The sequence below is a fragment of the Candidatus Corynebacterium faecigallinarum genome, assembly GCF_052264515.1.
Classification (GTDB): domain Bacteria; phylum Actinomycetota; class Actinomycetes; order Mycobacteriales; family Mycobacteriaceae; genus Corynebacterium; species Corynebacterium faecigallinarum.
This window is the reverse complement of record NZ_JBQQOC010000010.1, coordinates 14816-34521: the sequence shown is the minus strand read 5'-3', so window position 1 is coordinate 34521 and position 19706 is coordinate 14816. Positions and strand designations below refer to the sequence as shown.

The following is a 19706-nucleotide window of genomic DNA, read 5'->3' as shown; positions in this document are numbered from 1 at the left end:
CCTGTAGTCATGGCTACTGTTCTCGTCTGCTGCGACAAGTTCAAGGGATCCGCGACCTCCGCCGAGGTCAATGCGGCCCTGGCGGGAGGGTTGTCCGCGGCCGGTCACCGCGTCCTGACCTCCCCGTTGGCCGACGGTGGGGACGGCACTCTCGAGGTCTTCGACCAGCTCGGCTACCGGCGGGTGACCGTCACTGTCCGGGGTTCCGACGGTCGGCCGGTCGAGACCGACTACTGCCTGCACCCGGGGGAGCGGACCGCGGTGATCGAGGTCGCCCGGATCTGTGGACTGGACATGGTGGCGGCTCATGGTGAGACCCCGGCGGTGGCGGATGCGGTGCAGGCCGGCTCCTGGGGTGTCGGCGATGCGCTCGTCGATGCGATGGGCCGGGGTCTCCGGCAGGTCATCCTCACCCTCGGCGGCAGCGCGACGACCGACGCCGGGATGGGGATGGCCGCCGCGCTCGGGGTGGTGTTCCGCGATGAGGCAGGACGCTCCGTTGGCGGGGTCGGCGACATGGCGCGCATCGCCTCCGCCGACGTCAGCGGCCTGGATCCCCGGGTCGCTGACCTGCGGGTCGTCCTGGCGTCCGACGTCCGTAACCCCCTGTGTGGCCGCGAGGGCGCGGCCGCGGTCTTCGGCCCGCAGAAGGGGCTGACCCCGGAGGTTGTTCCCGTCGTAGACGCGGCTGTCACCAGTTTCGCCGAGGTTGTCGGGGAAGCGACAGGTGAGCAGGACGCCGCGACACAGTCGGGGGCAGGAGCCGCCGGTGGCCTGGGCTTCATGGGGATTGCCCTGCTCGGCGCTGATCTGCGCACCGGGGTGGACCTGGTCCTGGAGAAGACCGGCTTCACCGAACTTCTGCAGGACGCCGACCTGGTGATCACCGGCGAAGGACGCCTGGACACCCAGACCCTCAGCGGGAAGGCCCCTGCCGGCGTCGCCGAACGGGCTCGTGCGGCCGGGGTGCCGGTCGCGGCGGTCTGCGGGCAGAGCCTGCTTGCAGAGGCCGACGGGGCGGACCTGTTCGAGAAGGTCTACAGTCTCACCGACATCGAGCCGGACGTGGCGTCTTGTATCCGGAACCCCCTACCGCTACTGGAACGTAACGGCACGGACATCGGGGAGGACCTCGGTAACGCTACGCTGGGGCTATGAGCGACAACACAACGTCCAACGATCTGCCCGTGACCCGGCACACGATCTTCCAGAACTCCCTGATGACCGCCCTGCTCGACGGCATCTACGACGGCGAGATGAGCGTCGGCGAGTTGCTCGGCAAGGGCAACTTCGGTCTCGGCACCTTCGACGCCCTCGACGGTGAGATGGTCATCGTCGGCGGGGTCTGTTACCAGCTGCGCCACGACGGCACCGCCACCCGTGCCAGGCTGAGTGCCCGCAGTCCGTATGCCGTGGCGACCAACTTCGTGCCGAGGATCCGCCGGCGGGCACCGGAGAACATCCGCCGGGCCGACCTGTCGAACTTCATCGACGAGATGACCCCCTCGGCGAACTACATGTACGCCGTGCGCATCACCGGGCGGTTCAGCAAGGTCACCACCCGCACCGTGGTGCGTCAGCAGAAGCCGTACCCGCGGATGACCGAGGCAGTGGGCGACGATGCCGAGCAGAACTTCACCGACGTCTCCGGGGTGATCGCGGGCTTCCGTACCCCGATCTTCGAGAAGGGGATCTCGGTGCCCGGCTGTCACGTCCACTTCATCGACGACGACCGGACGCAGGGCGGACACGTCCTGGACTTCACCCTGGCCGAGGGCAAGATCGAACTGTGCCCCGGCACGGACCTCGACCTGCGACTCCCGCTGACCTCGGCGTTCTCGGACGCGAACCTCGACCCGGAGGACCTCGACGAGGAACTCCACGTCACCGAGGTCAAGGGCGACTAAAGGGGCTTTACGGGGCTGCTGGTCACCAGCGGGAGGAACACCGTGTCGACGATCTCCGCGATGCTCTCCGGGGATAGGGGGCGCATCGTCGTCACGATCTCGACGCGCATGAGATCCAGGGGCAGGGAGATGAGTCGTGGTGTGAGCCGAGTTCGGTCGATCTCACCACGGTCAACCGCCCTGTCGAGGAGTTCGTGAAGCGGGCGCAGGATCTCGTCCGGCATCCCCGGTTGCACATCGGACGGGGTGGCACCGGTCTCGTCAAAGCGGGCCGCGAGGTGGATGCTGATGGCAGTGGTGATGTCGACGAGTGTTCTGTTGATGTCCGTCATGAAGGCGACCAGGTCGCCGCGCACGGAGCCGGTGTTGGGGGTTGCGGGGGACAGAGCGTGGAGGCCGAAGGCGATGGCGTCCTTCAGTAAGGCGTTTCGGTCGGGCCACCGTCGGTAGAGCACCGGTTTGCTCGTGCCCGCATCCGCCGCGACCTGTTGCATTGTGACCGCGGTGAAGCCGTCCCTCGTGAAGAGTGACCATGCCGCCTGGAGGATCGCGTCCTCGAGTTCCTTACCGCGTCTACGTGACGCCATATTACCTCCTAGGTACCCTTGCGTATCTTCGCATCACGTGTACCGTCCTGCAATTTAAGACACTTCAGAGTATCTAATAGGGTCTGGGGCTTGCGCCGATAGAACGGCGCGAGCGGCACCGGCAACAGGGAAGGAAACACCATGACCGACACCACCGGACACGACACCACAGAGGTTGGCGCTGGTGAGCGCAACGTCACCGTCGAGATGCAGACGATGTTCGGCGCCGCGGACGACGCCCGCATCGACTCCTGGGAACTGGAGGCGGCCCGTCGAGGCATGACGAACCTTCGGCAGCTCCTCTACGGTCAGGCAATGCAGGACCTGCTGGCCGAGCAGATGGCGGAAGCGGACCGGCGGGGCCATGAGTATGCCGACGCCTCCGACGGAGAGTTCACCGAGTGTCACGTCCAGGTGTAGGCCACCGGGGTTCACATCCCGGAACTCGTCAGTGGAACTATGGCCATGGTCGGCGGCGCAGGTGCCGACGACGAGGAGCGTCGCCGAATGGTCTTCGAGACCGGATTCCCCACCCATCCCGAGCACTACATGGTGCTGCCCGGCGCCGGTGTCGTGGAGACGATGGGTGGCCTGCCCACGTTGACGAGGATCGAGCCGATCGAGACCCCTCCGGCTTTCGTCGCCGAGCACATCGATGACTCCTTCGACATCAGCCGTGCAGGTCAGGGTCCGCTGGATGACGGGACCCCGTTCACCTACGTGCTCCAGCAGTTCAAGGACACGGAGGACGGTGTGGAGGTCGATCTCCGCGTCTGGTACCCGGCCGCCTGCCCACCCATCTATGTCGAGGAGCACGCGCAGCATTTCGCCGTGGAGACCCGTAACCTGCTCCGGCTGGTGGCGGAGGGGAAGGCCTGAGGTTGCCTACTCCGTCGGACGCGCCGGCGCGGAGGTCACGTCGGTGGATCCGGTGCGCAGGTAGTCGATGACCGCGGCGTCCAGCACCTCATTGCCCATGCCGAACTGGCCGTGGCCGGGGCCGTCGATGGAGATCACGTGGCTACCCATCGCCTCGGCCATCGGCCGGTGCGTGCGGTAGACGGTCTGTGGGTCGCCGGTACCCTGGATCTGCAGCGGGGTGGTTTCCAGCTGGTCGCCGGAGATGTCGGTCCACGGGGCGTCCGGTTCCCGGCCACTGCAGCTCATGCCGGAGGCAGCCATGTCGCCGGGGGTGGAGAACATGTCGCCGGTGACCATGCTGCTCCAGATCGCGCCCGGGATACGACTGTAGTCGGGCGCGACCTGGTTCTCACCGCAGATCACCAGCGACTGCATCGCGACATAGGTGAACATCGTGGACTCGGCATCCGACATGTCCTGGCTCATGTCTTCGCCGGTGCCTGCGGCTTCGGCGCCGGGGGCTGATCCGGTGCCGTTGATGACGCCGGCCAGGTCACCCCAGTAGTTCGGCTGCGGCAGCAGTGTGCGGGTCAGGTTCAGGGTCTCCGAGGTCGACTGGTTGGAGCCGGGCTTGGCTATCATCCGGAAGACGTTCTCGATCTGCGCCTGCGGGTGGCCGATCGCGGTGAGCACGTCCGCAGCAGGCTGGCCGCCCCACTGCAGGCCCGCGGGCAGGTCACCGATCTCCGCCGGCGGCGGCACTGCGGTCGGGTTGGTGCCTGACTCGGCGACGATCTTCGCCGACCAGGACTGGTACACCTCCAGCGGGGTCTCACCCAGGCCGTACTCGTCGTCCCGCTCGGCGGTCCAGGTCAGGAAGTCGTGCAGCGCGCCGGTGTAACCACCGGTCTGGTCATCCAGCAGACCTGCCCAGGCACGGTCGGTGTCGTAGCCGGAGTCGAGCACCAGCTTGTCGGTGCTTTCCGGGAACAGGGAGGCGTAGGTGGATCCCAGCTGGGTGCCGTAGCTCAGCCCCAGGATGGAGATCTGCTCTTCGCCCAGCGCAGCGCGGACATCCTCCCAGTCGTTGGCGGTCTCCCAGGTGTTGAGGGAGTCGGTGTAGCCGGGCGTTCCGACCTCGCAGGCGTCCTGGAGGAATGCGCCGTACTGGGTCTGCATCCGCACCGGGTCCCAGCCGGCAGGCTCGTGCTCGCAGTCCACCGGGGTGGATCCGGGCAGGCCACGGGGCTGGACGGCGACCATGTCCCACTCGGAGGACAGCTCGTCCGGCCACTGCATGCCGTACTCGCCGTCGTAGCCGAAGAACTCGTAGGCGTCCCCGCCGGGGCCGCCGGGGTTGCCGAAGACGGTGCCGCGCGTCGCGTCCGGGTTGGACGCTGCGACGCGGACGAAGCCGACGGAGATCTGCTCGCCGTCCGGCTCGGCGTGGTACATCGGGACGTCGATGCGTCCGCACTCGGCACGGTCGACGGTGACCTGCGCGGGGCAGTCCTCCCAGGTGATGTCGGACGCTGCGGCGGGGCCGGCGGTGCCGGCGACGGCTGGGGCGACCAGCCCGGTGGACGCCACCGCGGCGGCGGCGATCAGGGCGGGCATGGACTTCATGGGCATGCGGCAACGCGAGGGCACAGAAACTCCAGAAAACGTCGAATGATGTTCGCCTTCCGAATCTACCTCATGGCCGATGCGATCACTCGACGGGACGCGACGGGGCCGAGGTCACGTCGGCCACGATAGGCGGGGAGGACCTCCGGCCCCTTGTCCGGCCTCTTGTGGGGAGTGGCTGCAGCGGGTAACGGGCCACTCGCATACAAAGAACAGACCGATCAGTCTATGGCGATCGTCGTCGCCACGTTCCTTCAGGAGGTCCCATGCTCATCACCGGACTCGCGCTCGGTGCAGTCCTCGGCTTCGTCATGCAGCGCGGCCGATTCTGCGTCACCGGCTTCCTGCGCGACATCTTCACCCTCAAGACCTGGCGCGGCTTCACCGCCCTACTCGTGGTCATCGCCGTCCACGCCGTCGGACTCGCTGCCCTGACCAGCACCGGCGTGATCAGCCCGGAGGTCAACGACTTCGCCCCGCTGGCCGTCATCGTCGGTGGCCTGCTCTTCGGCCTCGGCATCGTCCTGGCCGGCGGTTGCGCCTCCGGCACCTGGTACCGCTCGGGTGAGGGCCTGGTCGGCTCCTGGATCGCCCTGGCCATGTACGCGTTGTCGGCCGCGGCGATGAACTACGGCCCGCTGTCCGGCATGAACGACTGGCTGGGCGGGGTGACCGTCAGCGCGACCACCGTCCCGGAGGCCCTCGGGATCAGCCCCTGGTTCTTCGTCGTGGGCATCGTGGCACTCACCGTGGTGATGGTCCGCCACTTCGTCCTGCGCGACCGCGCGATCCCCACCCCGGCGACGCTGGCCCCGAAGAAGACCGGCCTGGCGCACCTGCTGACCGAGAAGCCGTGGCACTTCTACGTCACCGGTGCCATCGTCGGTGTGCTCGGCATCCTCGTCGGTTCCTACATCGCGGCGAAGGCCTCCGGCGAGTTCCGCGTGCGCGTCCCGGACGGACGCCAGGCCGTGCGCTCTATCGGCGGCGGCGTGCTGATGGGCGTCGGTGCCGTGTGGGCCGGCGGCTGCACCGTCGGCAACGGCATGGTGCAGACCTCCCTGTTCAGCTACCAGGGCTGGATCGCCCTGCTGGCCATCGCCCTGGGCGTCGGCCTGGCGGCGAAGATCTGGCTGAAGCCCGACCAGCCCTACAACCCGCAGGACGCACCGGACGCACCGGCCACGCCGGATGCCGACGTGGACGCTGCCACGGACACCGCCGCGGCGCCCCAGGCTCCGGCCACCACCGCAACCAATGCAGCGTCCGGCGTCCTGACGATGACCACCCCGGTGCTGAACACGGCAACCCTCGGCGCGTCCGGCGCGTCCGGTGCGGACAACGGCGGCCTGACCAGCCCCGGCGACGGGCGCTGGATGATGGACACCCTCGGCGCGGTGTGCCCGTTCCCGCTGATCGAGGCGAAGGACGCGATCAAGCGCATCGACATCGGCGACGAGCTCGTCATCGAGTTCGACTGCACCCAGGCCACCGATGCGCTGCCCCGCTGGGCGGCCACCGACGGCCACGAAGTCACCCAGTTCGAGGCCACCGGCGACGCGGGCTGGATCATCTCCGTCAAGCGCGGGACGTAGGCGGCGCAGTCCCCGTAGCAGCCCCTGTGGAAGCCTTTGCCGCACGGCACGGGCGCGTCCAGCCTGCTGACATGGGCACTCACTGTGTAGGTTGAGCACATGACTTCCCCGACGACGGCCGAGGACCCCGACGAGCAGACCGAGAAGCTGCCGCCGTCCTGGCGCTACATCCCGGGCCGCGCCATCCGGAGTTTCACCTCCAACGGGGTCATGGACTTCGCCGCGAGTCTCACCTACCGCGCACTGCTGTCGATCGTCCCTGCCGTCGTGGCGCTGGTGGCGATCGTCAGCATGCTGGGCGCCAGCGAGGAGGCGGTGACCAGCATGCTCGAGGAGATTCAGGAGGTCACCCCGGACGATGCCTGGGACACCGTCGGGCCGCTGGCGGAGTCGGTGCTTTCCGTCCCCTCCGCCGGGGTGGGACTTGGTGTCGGCCTGGTGGTCACACTGTGGACGGCGTCGGGGTACGTGCGCACCTTCAGTCGCGCGATGAACGCGATCTACGGGGTGGAGGAAGGTCGCGGGGTCATCATGAAGAACGTCCAGATGTACTTGCTGACGGTGTTCCTGCTGCTGCTCCTGGCCCTCGGGGTGATCGCCTTCAGCTTGTCCACCCCGGTCGCCGAATGGCTGGGGGGACTAATCGGGCTCGCCTCCGCCACGCTGCAGGTGTGGGATGTGGTCCGCTGGATCGTGATCTTCGTGGTGATCGTCCTGCTGGTCGGACTGCTGTACCGGGCGACGCCGAACATCCGCCCGCACGGTATGAGCTGGTTCAGTTCCGGCGCGATGCTGGCGATCATCGGCATCATCGTGTCCTCGGCGGTGTTCTTCTTCTACGTCGCCAACTTCGGCAACTACAACGCAACCTACGGGGCGCTGGCCAGCGTGATCATCGCGATGCTGTGGGGGTACATCGTCAACATCCTGCTGCTGGCCGGGGCGGTGCTCGACTGCGAGATCGAGCGCACCCGCCAGCTTCGATCCGGGCTGCCGGCAGAGGAGAGCCTGCAGTTGGAGGCGCGTGCCACCACCGCCAGCGACAAGCTGGAGGACCAGTTGGCCCGTGATGTGGAGCGCGCCCGCGAGGTGCGCGTCGCCGCGAGTGAGCTGGACGAGACGGAAGAGGTGGTCGTACTGGAGTCGCCGGACATGCCGGCCGCGCCGGAAGCGACGGAGACGTCGGACGCACCGACAGGTACCGTCGCGCCATCCGGTACTGTCGCGACCTCCCGCGACTAGCCCCCGCCGTTCGCGACTTTCTGCTTGCGCTTGCGGTCCCGTCGCACCAGGTAGAACACGCAGGCGACGACGGCGAGGACCAGCAGCATGTAGGCCACCGTCGAATAGCGGTCCATGGTGTCCGACACCACCGTCCAGTTCTCCCCGAGCAGCACTCCCAGCCAGATCAGCACACCGTTCCACACCCCGGAACCGAGCAGCGTGAGCGCGGAGAACTTCACCACACCCATGCCGTGGATGCCGGCGGGGATGGAGATGAGACTGCGTACACCCGGGATGAGGCGTCCGATGAGGATCGAGATCTCACCGAAGCGGGAGAACCAGGTCAGGGCCTTGTCGACGTCGGCGGCGTCGGTGAGCCAGATCCGGTCGGCGATGGACCGTAACCGCTCGGCACCGATGACCACGCCGAGCCAGTACAGCAGCCAGGCACCGACCATCGACCCGGTGGTGGCTCCGGCGATCGCCGCCCACACGTTGAGCTCCCCCTGGGTCGAGGCGAACCCGGCCATGGGCAGCACGAGTTCGCTCGGGATCGGCGGGAAGACGGTCTCCAACAGGATCGCCAGACCCACGCCGACACCTCCGAAAGTGTCCATCAGGGTGACGGCCCAGTCGGCGAGGGTATCGAACATGAGGTGCGGGCTCCAGGGATAGCGGGCTGGTGGGGGATGGGTGGCGTACGGGCGCTCGGGGTCGGCATGTCGACGGAGCCGAACATGACAACCCCAGGATAGGGCCCCGATCTGGTAGTTCGCTGTGCCCGAACCATGGCGGCGACAACTGCGACAGCTGTCACTGATGGGGGTAACTATGACCCACATCGCAAAATTTTCCATATTTGGGTTCGGAACCGTCATAACTGCGTTAGAGTTTTCCGTAGCGAACATTCCAGGAATGAGGACGAAGACGCCGAGCAGTGGTGCACTCACCTGGAATGAACCCAAGGAGGACAACCATGAGCTGCCCTTTCAGCGGCGAGACCAGTGAGCTCGACGCAGCACTGCGCGATGCTCCGACGGCAGACGTGGCCACGGAGGCCGCGTCCGAGACGACTGCAACACCTGCAGCGACTGCAGCGACTGCGACGTCCAGCAGGAAGCAGATGAAGAAGGACCGGAAGAACAGTCGCAACGCAAAGGCCGACCGGCGTGGCGACAGCTACTTCCACGTGGAGCGCGAGGACGAGGGCTTCTTCGGCCCCGGCTCCATCGCCTGGAAGGTCTGGAGCCACCCCGTCTTCGCCCTCCAGGCATTCGCCCGCGCGGTGACCCTCGAGCACCTCGACCCCGATCTCGTCGCCGCCGTCGACGCCTCCGGCCAGGTCTACAAGCGCACCCCGGTGCGCTACGACCGGACGATGGAGTACTTCTCCGCCGTCCTTACCGCGGACGCCCAGACCATGACGCGGATGTCCGACATCCTCATGAAGGTCCACGACCGCTCCTACGGAGTGAACCCGGTGACCGGAAACAACTTCGAGGCGAACAACCCGGACTCCCAGGTGTGGATCCACGTCACCGCCTGGCACTCGATGCTGTACTGCTACGAGAAGTTCGGCCCCGGCAAGCTCTCCCGCGACGAGGAGAACGAGTACTGGACGCAGATGGCGATCTCCGCGTCGTTCCAGCCGATCCGCCAGGAGGATCTGCCGAAGACCCGTGGTGAGGTCCAGAAGTTCTTCGACGACTGGCGTGAGAAGCTCTCCGCCTCCGAGGCGGCGATCCGCAACGCCGATCACATCCTCGACGGCTTCGTGACCATCGAGCCGGACCTGCCGAAGTGGTTCACCCGGGCCGGCCGCCCCCTCCTGCGCTGGAGCATCATCGCCACCTACCCGCGGTGGATGCGTCCGATGCTCGGCGTGAAGCAGTCGAAGCTGACGGACTCTCTTTCCATCGCCTTCTGGCGTCCGATCTACAAGGTGCTGGACAGCAACCCGAAGCTCTTCCTCTGGCTGCTCAAGCGCATCTGCCCGCGTGCGGTCCGGTACATGGAGCCGCTGCTGCTGAATACCCCGGCGAAGACTCCCCGGGTCTACACCCCCGAGGTTGCCCGCCGGAAGTTCGGCAACCCGCTGACCCCGCTGGAGCAGCGCGAGGAGCTGCTGAAAAAGCGGTATGAGGGCGTGGGGCAGAAGTCCTACGACCACAACCACACCGACCAGATCCTCGAGTTCGCCGACGCCGACGACCAGGCCGCGACGGAGAAGACCATCAAGGCAGCCGAGGAGTCCATGGCCGAGCTCCGCGTGACCGGCTAGGTCACCGCCAGGCGCTGCCACCGGTCTCCAGTGGTTACGTGATCCGGTGGCTACCTGGACCGGCAGGAACAACAACAACCACTCTCGATCGAGGTCCCGTTGAGCGGAGACGTTCACGGGATTCTCGATCGAAAGTGGTTGTTTTCTGCTCTACGGAAGCGCCGCACACGAGAAAGCGGCGGACTATCGCACCTGTGCGCGATCTTCCCTACCAGCTGTAACCTGCTGACTTGCAGGTATCGGTTGGTGGGAATTGCGAAGGTGCGATAGTCCGCCGTTGTGGGCTCGGTAACCACCGTCTGGGGCGGCCCGTCAGACCGCCCCGTCAGTGCCGGCTCCCGGTATTAGCCCTTCAGGGACGCGACCGGGGCGAAGCGCTCACCGTACACGGCGGCGAGCTCCTCGGCGCGGGCCACGAAGCCCTCGACACCGGCGGTCGGGTAGTCCTGACCGGCATCAGCCGGCAGCTGGGCTGCGGCCGGACGGGCGTAGTTGGTGATGAACTGGCGGGTACCGCCGGTCCAGGCCGGGTAACCGATACCCAGGATGGAGCCGATGTTGGCGTCCGCATCCGAGGTCAGCACGCCCTCGTCGACACACTTCTGGGTCTCCAGGGCCTCGATGAACAGCATGCGCTCGATCAGGTCGTTCAGGCTCGGGCCCTCGACACCGGCGGAGACGATGGAGTTCAGGTCGGAACCGGAGGTGGTGGCCTCGCCGTCCGGCACGACGACCGGGGTGATGCCCAGCTTCTCGCGGACCTCACCGCGCAGACCGGACCACAGGCCGGTGCGCTTGCCGTTCTCGTCGTACTCGTAGAAGCCCTTGCCCTCCAGCTTGCCGGGGCGGTCCAGGTCGTCGAGGAACAGGTCGACCAGGGCGTTGACGCCACCGTCGTCGATGGTCACGCCAGCGGCCTCGGCGGCGGCAGCGTTCTCGGAACCGATCTTGCGGGCCAGCTTCAGGTTCAGCTCGTCCTGCAGCTGCAGCTGCGGAGCCGGGTAACCGGCCTGGCGACCGGCGGACTCGATGACGGCCGGGTCGACGCCCTCGACCAGCATGCGCATCGCCTCGTTGAGGACGGTGCCGATGACACGCGAGGTGTAGAAGCCGCGGGAGTCGTTGACCACGATCGGGGTCTTGCGGATCTGGCGGGCGAAGTCCAGGCCCTTGGCCAGGGTCTCCGGGCTGGTCTCGTCACCGGAGATGATCTCGATCAGCGGCATCTTGTCCACCGGGGAGAAGAAGTGCAGGCCGATGAAGTCGCCCTTGCGGTCCACGCCCTCGGCCAGGCCGGTGATCGGAAGGGTGGAGGTGTTGGAGCCCAGTACGGCGGTCTCCGGGACAGCAGCCTGGATCTCGGCGAAGACCTTGTGCTTCAGCTCGGTGTTCTCGAAGACGGCCTCGACAACCAGCTCGACGTCGGCCAGGTCGGCGTAGTCTGCGGTGGGCGTGATGCGGCCCAGCAGCTCGGCGGACTTCTCCTCGGTGGTGCGGCCGCGCTTCAGCGCCTTGGCCTCCAGGCCCTCGGAGTAGGCCTTGCCCTTGGCGGCGTTCTCCTCGGAGATGTCCTTCAGGACGACCTCGATGCCGGACTTGGCGGCGACGTAGGCGATGCCCGCACCCATCATGCCGGCGCCGATGACGCCGATCTTCTTGAACTGGGTCTTCGGGAACGGGGTGCCGTCCTCCTGGACCGGGCGGGAGCCGCCACCGTTGCAGTGGTTCAGGTCGAAGAAGAACGCCTGCATCATGTTGGTCGAGGTCGGGCCGGTGACCAGGGAGACGAACCAGCGGGTCTCCACGGCGGTGGCGTCCTCGAAGCGCTTGAGCTGCGCACCTTCGACAGCAGCCGCAAGGATGGCCTGCGGCGCGGGCATCGGGGCACCCTTGACCTGCTTGGTGACGTTGGCCGGGAAGCTGGGCAGCATGGCGGCCAGTGCCGGGGTGGTGGGGGTGCCGCCGGGGATCTTGAAGCCCTTGCGGTCCCACGGCTGGGACGGCTCCGGCTTGGTTGCGATCCAGGCCTTCGCAGCATCGACCAACTGGTCGGCCGGGACGATCTCGTCGATCAGGCCGGCGTCCTTGGCGGCCTCGGTGCTGAACTGCTTACCGGTGGTCAGGACCTTCATCAGGGCGTCCTGGATGCCGAGCATGCGGGTGACACGGGTGACTCCGCCACCGCCGGGCAGCAGGCCCAGGGTGACCTCGGGCAGGCCGAACTTGGCGCCCTTGGCGTCGGAGGCGATGCGGTGGTGGGTCGCCAGGGCGATCTCCAGGCCACCGCCGAGGGCGGCGCCGTTGAGCGCGGAGACCACCGGAACGCCCAGGGTCTCGATGGTGCGCATGTCGGCCTTCATGCCGTCGATCTGGTCCCTGATGGCTTCGGCATCGGCCGGGGTGGCCTTGATCATGGACTTGATGTCGCCGCCGGCGAAGAAGGTCTTCTTGGCAGAGGTGATGACGACGCCGGTGACGTCGCCGGCCTCGACACCGTCCTTCAGCTTGCCGGCGGTCTCGTGGATGGACGCCCGGAAGGCGTCGTTCATGGTGTTGACCGGGGAGTTCGGGTCGTCGATGGTCAGGGTGACCACGCCGTTGTCGTCGGACTCCCAGGCAATGATGTTCTCAGTCATGGTGTCTCTCCTTAGACGCGCTCGATGATGGTGGCGACGCCCATACCGGCGGCGACACAGAGGGTGATCAGGGCGTAGCGTCCGCCCGAACGGTGCAGCTCTTCGACAGCGGTGCCGGTGATCATCGCACCGGTGGCACCCAGCGGGTGGCCCATGGCGATCGCACCGCCGTTGATGTTGAGCTTCTCGTCGGGGATGTTCAGCTCGCGCTGTGCGCGCAGCACGACGGAGGAGAAAGCCTCGTTGATCTCCCAGACGTCGATGTCCTCAGGCGTCAGACCGGCCTTGGCCAGGGCCGCGCGGGCGGCGGGAGCCGGGGCGGTCAGCATGATCGTCGGCTCGACACCGGTGGTGGCTGCGGCGACGACGCGGGCGCGCGGGGTCAGTCCGTTCTTGGCGCCGGCGGCCTCGTTGCCGATCAGCAGCAGGGATGCGCCGTCGACGATGCCGGAGGAGTTGCCGCCGTGGTGCAGGTGGTTGATCTGTTCGACCTGCGGGTACTTGGTCTGTGCGACGGCGTCGAAGCCACCCTGCTCGCCGACGGCGGCGAAGGCGGGACGCAGGCCGGCGAGCTTCTCGACGGTGGTGCCGGGGCGGATCGTCTCATCGCTGTCGAGCACGGTCACGCCGTTGCGGTCCTTGACCGGGACGACGGCGTCGCCGAAGCGGCCCTCTTCCCAGGCGGTGGCGGCACGTTCGTGGGAACGGGCGGCGTAGGCGTCCAACTGCTCGCGGGTGAGACCGTCGAGGGTGGCGATGAGGTCAGCCGAGACGCCCTGCGGGACGAAGTCGTTGTAGAAGGAGGTCTCCGGGTCCATGGCCAGGGCACCGCCGTCGGAGCCCATCGGGACACGCGACATGGACTCCACACCACCGGCGAGGACGAGGTCCTCGAAGCCGGAGCGGACCTTCATGGCGCCGATGTTCAGGGCGGTCAGGCCGGAGGCGCAGTAGCGGTTGAGCTGCACGCCGGTGGCGGAGTACGGCAGGCCGGCGTTAAGCGCGGCGGTGCGGGCGATGTCCATGCCCTGGTCACCGAGGGGGGTGACGACACCGGTGATGATGTCCTCGATGGCGGCAGGGTCGAGCTCGGGGTTGCGCTCGAGGGTCTCGGTGATCAGACCGGAGAGCAGGTCCACCGGCTTCACGGTGTGGAGGCTGCCGCCGGGCTTGCCCTTGCCACGCGGGGTTCGTAGGGCCTCGTAGATGAAGGCCTCGGGGATGCTGGTGTTCGTCATGACGTTCCTCACTTGTCGATGAGACGACATCGGGGTGCTACATGTGTCGCCGATCACTATATCTGTAGATGCATTGGGATGTGTCATTGCCGCTGCGGACGCAGTGGTGGTGTTGCGCCGGGGAGCGGGGGATTGGTGTTCTGAACTGCGCTGAATCGGGTGGTAGGAGAGTGTTGCCCAGTGTAACCAGTGCGCGTTCGGGGGTGGCGTGCTGCGGGCGTGCGGCACCCCGTCCTCGCTGGTCGCCGCCGCTGGCTGTCACCGCTTGCGCAGGACGAGCACCAGGTTGGAGACAGCGACCTCGCGGAAGCCGGGGACGTTGACCATCCACCACGCCCACTGCGGGTGGTACCGGGGGAACGCGGCGACGAGGTCGGCGTCCTGCCCGTCGGTGCGGGCGGCGTAGTGCAGCCCGTCGGCGCAGGAGACGTTGAACAGGGATTCGCCCCAGCGGTTCTTCGGTGGGTGGCCGTGCTTCTTCTCGTAGCGTCGGGCGGCGAACTCCCCTCCGACGTAGTGCTCCCACAGGCCGGTTTCGTGGCCGCCGAAGGGGCCGAGCCAGCAGGTGTAGGAGTAGACCATCAGGCCGCCGGGGCGGGTGACGCGGAGCATCTCCGCGGCCATGCGCCACGGATCGTTGACGTGCTCGGCGACGTTGGAGGAGTAGGTGAGGTCGAAGACGTCGTCGGCGAAGGGGAGGTCAAGGCCGGAGCCGCGGACGGAGGACGCCAGGGTGATCCCGGCTGCGGCCATCTCGCCGACGTCCGGCTCGCAGGTCACGTAGTCGCCGGGTGCGACTCCGCCGGCGGCGAAGGCGCGTCCGAAATAGCCGGGACCTCCCCCGACGTCGAGGATGCGGGTGCCTTTGAGCGACGGGGTGTCACCGGCGTCGGCCCAGATGTCGGACAGCAGCCCGACGGTGTCCTCGGCGAGGTGCCCGTAGAACCTGTCCGGGTCGGTCTGCTCGAAGCGGAAGTCGGTGAGCAGGCCGAGGGAGCGGCGCAGCGTGGCGCGGCGCCGCAGGGTGGGGAGGGGGGACGCGGGCATGTGTCGATGATCGCACGTTCCCCACCCGTGGCGTGGGTGGATCCTTCCCGATGGTCCACCTGGTGCCCCCGTCGGTGACGCTGATGGCCCTGTCGTTAAGCCTGACGTTTTCCGAATCGCTGATAGGCCGCCTGCTTGCTGATGTCCAGTGCAGCACCGATGACGGTCCATGAGTCACCGCTGGCGCGTGCGGCGTTGACCGCTTCTTGAAGTTCTTGCTTGGCGGTGTCGACCTGCTTGCGTGCTGCGATGATGCGCCGGAAGTTGGTGGCATCCCGCGCTGGATTCGTTGACGGGTCGAGGTCGCCAAGTCCAACGGCATCGTTCAGGTGGCTGGTGGTCACTTTCTCTCAGTCCTTATCGAAGGTAAGCGTAAACCTTATCTTGACGTACTGCTGTTCGTCAATGTTATCTTGACGGCCCGAAAGTGTCGGGTCCGACTGAGGAATCACGCGCTCTGCCCGTCTCTGGTGATCAGAAGCCCGGCTCGTCGTGGAAGCCCACCCGGGCGAACTCCACGGAGCCGTCCGGCAGTCGCCAGTAGTGCAGTCGACGCGCGGCTGCGGTCTTCGATTCCAGGTCGACACGGAAAGCCTTCGCACCGTCAGTGCGGACGAGCTGCGGTGATCCACCGCCCTCGTTCTCCCGGTAGGCGTGGTGCCGGCTGGTGCGCTCCGGCATCCCGCAGGCGATCCAGGCCATCACCAGTGGAAGCTTCTGTCGAGCCGCCTCCTGGTCATTGACCGTCTTATCGACCGAGGCGAGGAACTCCGTACCGAAGTCGAAGTTAAGCTTGTGGTCGTGTTTGTCCGCCGCATCCACCTGATGCATCCAGTTCACCTGGACCTCTGCCCGGAGCTGATCGTCCAACGTGTCGAACTCGGTGCCGATCAGCGGGCGTTCGGTGTACACCGTCCGAGTCACGGTCTTCTTCGTGCGCGCGGCGGTCCGCGCATCGCCGGAGGTCACTCCGTCCGGCAGTGGCAGGCCAGCTGCCGTCAACCGTGCGCGCAACTGGTCGTTCTCGTCCTTCAGCCGGTCATTCTCGTCCCAGGCGAAGGTGATCTCCTGGGAGCTGGTGGCCAGGTCGGCACGCAGCTGCCCAATCTCGCTATCCTGCTGCCGCACCCGCTCTCGCAGCTGCGGCACCCGTGTCCGCAGGCCCTTCAGTTCGGCGACGGATCCCTCCGGAATGCTGACAGTAGCGTCCTCGTCCACGGCCATGCCTGCGTCGGCGGCGGCATCGTCAGCATCGTCAGGAGAAGCGGGCATCGACGCCCACACCGGGCCACCGGTGCGCAGTGCCGGGGCATCATTGACCCCGCAGTTCATCCCGGAGTCGTTCATGACGTTCTCAGGGGCCGGGCCGACCACGATCCGGACCTTTCCGTCACGCTCGCCGACGGACTGCACCTGCACCGGGACAACGTCACCGACCGTGGCAGACGCGTCGATCCCGCTCTGCGTCAGTGTGGAGACCACACCGGGCACGACATGTACCTTCACCTGGCTCTTGCACACGATCTCGGTCACGACAGCCGGGTAGACGTGATGCGGTACCAGGTCCGCCGCCATCTGCTCGACCGTGCGCAGTCCGTCCACCCCGATGACCGTGCCGGAGGCGTCGAAACGACCACTGACCACGTCGTCGACAGTGAAGACGCTGCCGATCGACACCGGCATCCCGGGGAGCAGCACATCCAGGTCGACCTGCAGCATGCCCAGACGCGGTGCGTCCGGCGAGGTGATCCGGCCCACCGACACCGAGGTTGCCCCGGAGAACGTCCCACGGAACGGCTGCGGGGCGATCATCTCCGCCGGAACCTCTGCCTGTGCCGCCAGCGAGGTCAGCGCCTCAATGTTGCGGGCGTTCTCTGCGAGGGTGTTCACCCGCTCGGCGATGATCCGGGCCATGGCGGTGGCATTGTCCGGCCGGATGTTGGCGAACAGCAGGTCGCCGGCGTAGCAGTTCTGAATCCACGTCAGGTCATGTGCCGGGTAGATCCGTGCTGCCCCACCCCACACCGATGTCTCCGGCGGCATGGAATCAGAGAACTCCCATGTCAGTGACCCCGTCTCCAGGACATGCACGTGCACGTCATCATCCACACGTCGGCACAGTTCCGCCATGTCCAGGTGGACCTGCGAGGTGCGCTGGTCAGTGGTGACGACCAGGGACGGTGCCATGCCCGCGGGATTGTTCAGCCGGTCGGCGAGTTCCCGGACCTCGGCAGCGGTGGTGACATGGGTGACGTGGGTGGCGGCGGCAGTAGCAGCGGCGCAGATCTGTGTGGTGTTCATGTTCCGGGATGCTATCGGCCGCCTCGGACACGAAATTTCAGAATGCGAACCTGATAGAACGCAGGTTCGACATTCGGCTTCTAGACCACGCTGACCAGCTGAGAGACGATGTACCGCGAACCGGCGTAGGACGGGTGGAAGGCCATGTTGTACCGCGGCGTCGTGGTGTCGATGATGCCCGAGACAGAGCGGTCACGATCCGATGCGCAGGTGTCGTGTCCCCGTGCCCCGTCGATCATCTCGACGTAGTGGCCGCCGATCTGACGTGCGGCTTCCTTCTGGTTGCTGCGGTTCCAGTTCTCCACGTCCCGGAGTACCGGCACCGGCAGCCCGGCCGGGACGTTGGGTACGACGTTGACCGCGCAGAACATCATCGTCGTGCGGTCAACCATCGGCAGTGCGCCCGGGATGATGATCTTCGTGTTCGGTGCGACGGAGCGGATCTTCCTGGCTGCTGCACGGACATCGGCCAGGTGGCTGGTGCGCACCGCGGCCGGATTGAGGAGGCTGTCATCAGTCGGGGCGGTGAACGGGCTGTAGTTGTTCTTTCCCACGGCCAGGACGACGCTTCGGGTCCCCGCGTGGAGGTCACCGGCGGTAATCGCACGGTCGATGCGGGGAAGCATGCCCCCTGACGTGAGAATTGCACACGACCAGTCCGTCACGGACAGCTTGTGACGTGAGGCCATCTGACGGGGCCAGTTGTCGGGAGACTGGAGGCGGCCGCCCTTCCTCGGGTACCCGTCGACGCTCCCCGGGATGTCGCGGACGGCATTGCGGAACTGGTCCGGGTTGGCGGTGAATGAGTCGCCGATGGCGACGATGTTCCCGTTGGGCGCTGCGGTAGCAGTGGGTGCTGCCACCAGCGCCATACTGAGGACGCCGATTGCAGAAGTGATAATGGCAAGGGTCTTCTTCACGTGGTTTCGGGTGCGCACGCTGTTCTCCTGGGGTGTCCTGTCAGAGCGATGCCGTGACCGGGTCCGTGCATGTCGGCGCCCCCGTGGAGAAATGCAGATGACCTGGTGTGTCGGTGATGATTCCTCAGAAGGCAACCGACCGGAGATAAGTTACTGCTGATGTGCACTGAAGGTGAACTGCGGGGGCCGACGTGAGGGGGTAAAACATAGTCGGGCGAGTTGAAGGACAGGCTGGTTGCGGTTCACCGAACCTGCACGGCGGTGGTTGACCGCACGGTAACCTTGGCGGTGTCATGAAAGTTCTTCTGCTGTGCTGGCGCGATTCCGGCCACCCCGAAGGCGGCGGCAGCGAGGTCTACCTCGAGCGCGTGGCCGAGCACCTGGCGCGTCGCGGCCACCAGGTCACCTACCGCACGGCCTGGTACCCCGGCTCGGCGCGCCGCGAGGAACGGAACGGGGTGAACTACGTCCGTGGCGGCGGAAACCTCACCGTCTACCCGCGGGCCTGGTGGCACATGCTGCGCAGCAGAGTGTTCGCCTCGAGGGCAGGGGAGCGTCCGGACGTCATCGTCGACACCCAGAACGGGGTGCCGTTCTTCGCTGCGGTGTTCGGAGGCTGGCGTGGCGGCGTCCCCTCGGTCCTGCTGACCCACCACTGTCACCGGGAACAGTGGCCGGTGGCCGGTCCGGTACTGTCCCGGGTCGGGTGGTTCATCGAGTCGCGGCTGTCACCGTGGCTGCACCGGAAGCACCCGTATGTCACGGTCTCGGGGCCGAGTGCGGAGGAACTGGTCGAACTCGGGGTCGACCGCGACCGGATCCGGGTGATCCGCAACGGCGTGGACGTTCCGGACGAACTGGGCGACACGTCACCGGAGTCCACCGGACGCACCCACCTGGTCACCCTTTCTCGGTTGGTGCCGCACAAGCAGATCGAGCATGCGATGGATGCGCTCGCCGCCGTCCTGCCCGGACACCCGGACACCTACCTGGATGTCATCGGGGATGGCTGGTGGGCAGACAATCTGCGGCGTCATGCCGACGAGCTGGGTATCGCCGGCAACGTGATCTTCCACGGGCACGTCTCCGAGCAAGTGAAGCATCTGCTGCTGGCCCGGGCGGACCTGAACATCCTGCCGAGTCGGAAGGAGGGTTGGGGACTGGTGGTGATCGAGGCGGGCCTGCACGGTGTGCCGACGCTGGGCTACCACACCTCCGCAGGCTTGCGGGACAGCGTGATCGACGGGTCGACCGGCGTGCTGGTCGGGTCCGAGGGTGGACTCATCAATGCACTGCAGCAGTTGCTGGATGACCCGGACCGGATGGCTGAGCTGGGGGAGAACGCGCGTCGCCGCGCCCGGACGTTCTCGTGGGGACGCACCGGCGCGGCGTGGGAGAAACTGCTGGTGGAGTTGGGCGAGGACCGTTGAGGCTCCCGCGGGGAGCGAGGGCCCCGCGGAGATTGCGGGGCGCGTCTCGCCCC

17 protein-coding genes are annotated in these 19706 nt (G+C 66.9%); 8 read left to right on the top strand and 9 right to left on the bottom strand.

Annotated elements, in window-relative coordinates:
- Window positions 1-9 precede the first annotated feature (9 nt).
- Window positions 10-1158 (top strand): glycerate kinase, encoded by a 1149-nt coding sequence (locus ACTXPP_RS07000; protein ID WP_443341484.1) that lies wholly within the window; start codon window positions 10-12, stop codon window positions 1156-1158.
- Complete coding sequence (gene budA, locus ACTXPP_RS06995; RefSeq protein WP_443341482.1) at window positions 1155-1907, top strand: acetolactate decarboxylase; 753 nt, start codon at window positions 1155-1157, stop codon at window positions 1905-1907. The genes ACTXPP_RS07000 and budA overlap by 4 nt, the downstream gene beginning before the upstream one ends.
- Here budA and ACTXPP_RS06990 read toward each other — a convergent pair.
- Window positions 1904-2494, bottom strand: coding sequence for a TetR/AcrR family transcriptional regulator (locus tag ACTXPP_RS06990; protein WP_301493971.1), 591 nt, complete (start codon window positions 2492-2494; stop codon window positions 1904-1906). The genes budA and ACTXPP_RS06990 overlap by 4 nt on opposite strands.
- Window positions 2495-2635: 141 nt before the next feature.
- On the opposite strand from ACTXPP_RS06990, the gene ACTXPP_RS06985 reads away from it, so the two are divergent.
- Both ACTXPP_RS06985 and ACTXPP_RS06980 read left to right on the top strand, forming a co-directional pair.
- Window positions 2636-2914, top strand: coding sequence for a hypothetical protein (locus ACTXPP_RS06985; RefSeq protein ID WP_301493969.1), 279 nt, complete (start codon window positions 2636-2638; stop codon window positions 2912-2914).
- A gap of 39 nt (window positions 2915-2953) precedes the next feature.
- Complete coding sequence (locus tag ACTXPP_RS06980) at window positions 2954-3373, top strand: hypothetical protein (protein ID WP_301524563.1); 420 nt, start codon at window positions 2954-2956, stop codon at window positions 3371-3373.
- A 6-nt stretch (window positions 3374-3379) separates the two neighbouring features.
- Here ACTXPP_RS06980 and ACTXPP_RS06975 read toward each other — a convergent pair whose 3' ends face one another.
- Entirely contained in the window at window positions 3380-4981 is a 1602-nt protein-coding gene (locus ACTXPP_RS06975; protein WP_443341479.1) for an alpha/beta fold hydrolase, read from the bottom strand.
- A gap of 266 nt (window positions 4982-5247) precedes the next feature.
- Between ACTXPP_RS06975 and ACTXPP_RS06970 the strand changes: the two genes are divergently transcribed.
- On the top strand, window positions 5248-6576 hold the full coding sequence (locus ACTXPP_RS06970) for a YeeE/YedE thiosulfate transporter family protein (protein WP_443341476.1): 1329 nt from the start codon (window positions 5248-5250) through the stop codon (window positions 6574-6576).
- A gap of 99 nt (window positions 6577-6675) precedes the next feature.
- Entirely contained in the window at window positions 6676-7818 is a 1143-nt protein-coding gene (locus tag ACTXPP_RS06965) for a YihY/virulence factor BrkB family protein (RefSeq protein WP_301493961.1), read from the top strand.
- On the opposite strand, the gene ACTXPP_RS06960 is transcribed toward ACTXPP_RS06965, so the two are convergent.
- On the bottom strand, window positions 7815-8453 hold the full coding sequence (locus ACTXPP_RS06960) for a DedA family protein (protein ID WP_301493959.1): 639 nt from the start codon (window positions 8451-8453) through the stop codon (window positions 7815-7817). The two genes, ACTXPP_RS06965 and ACTXPP_RS06960, sit on opposite strands and share 4 nt — an antisense overlap.
- Window positions 8454-8776: 323 nt before the next feature.
- Between ACTXPP_RS06960 and ACTXPP_RS06955 the strand changes: the two genes are divergently transcribed.
- On the top strand, window positions 8777-10081 hold the full coding sequence (locus ACTXPP_RS06955; RefSeq protein WP_301493957.1) for an oxygenase MpaB family protein: 1305 nt from the start codon (window positions 8777-8779) through the stop codon (window positions 10079-10081).
- Window positions 10082-10425: 344 nt separating this feature from the next.
- Here the strand turns inward: ACTXPP_RS06955 and ACTXPP_RS06950 are convergent, their stop codons facing one another.
- The 6 genes from ACTXPP_RS06950 to ACTXPP_RS06925 all read right to left on the bottom strand — a co-directional run bounded on the left by ACTXPP_RS06950 (window position 10426) and on the right by ACTXPP_RS06925 (window position 18241).
- Complete coding sequence (locus ACTXPP_RS06950) at window positions 10426-12717, bottom strand: 3-hydroxyacyl-CoA dehydrogenase NAD-binding domain-containing protein (protein WP_301493955.1); 2292 nt, start codon at window positions 12715-12717, stop codon at window positions 10426-10428.
- 11 nt (window positions 12718-12728) lie between these two features.
- A complete protein-coding gene (locus ACTXPP_RS06945) occupies window positions 12729-13955 on the bottom strand; it encodes an acetyl-CoA C-acetyltransferase (protein ID WP_301493953.1) in 1227 nt (408 codons plus the stop codon).
- Window positions 13956-14213: 258 nt separating this feature from the next.
- Window positions 14214-15002 carry a class I SAM-dependent methyltransferase gene (locus tag ACTXPP_RS06940; protein WP_301493951.1) on the bottom strand — a complete coding sequence of 263 codons (789 nt, stop codon included), beginning with the start codon at window positions 15000-15002 and terminating at the stop codon, window positions 14214-14216.
- Between the two features lie 95 nt (window positions 15003-15097).
- Entirely contained in the window at window positions 15098-15331 is a 234-nt protein-coding gene (locus ACTXPP_RS06935) for a hypothetical protein (RefSeq protein ID WP_443341561.1), read from the bottom strand.
- Between the two features lie 145 nt (window positions 15332-15476).
- A complete protein-coding gene (locus ACTXPP_RS06930; protein ID WP_301493947.1) occupies window positions 15477-17303 on the bottom strand; it encodes a hypothetical protein in 1827 nt (608 codons plus the stop codon).
- Between the two features lie 80 nt (window positions 17304-17383).
- Complete coding sequence (locus ACTXPP_RS06925) at window positions 17384-18241, bottom strand: GDSL-type esterase/lipase family protein (protein WP_443341470.1); 858 nt, start codon at window positions 18239-18241, stop codon at window positions 17384-17386.
- A gap of 275 nt (window positions 18242-18516) precedes the next feature.
- Between ACTXPP_RS06925 and ACTXPP_RS06920 the strand changes: the two genes are divergently transcribed.
- Window positions 18517-19653, top strand: coding sequence for a glycosyltransferase family 4 protein (locus tag ACTXPP_RS06920; RefSeq protein WP_301493943.1), 1137 nt, complete (start codon window positions 18517-18519; stop codon window positions 19651-19653).
- Window positions 19654-19706: the final 53 nt, after the last annotated feature.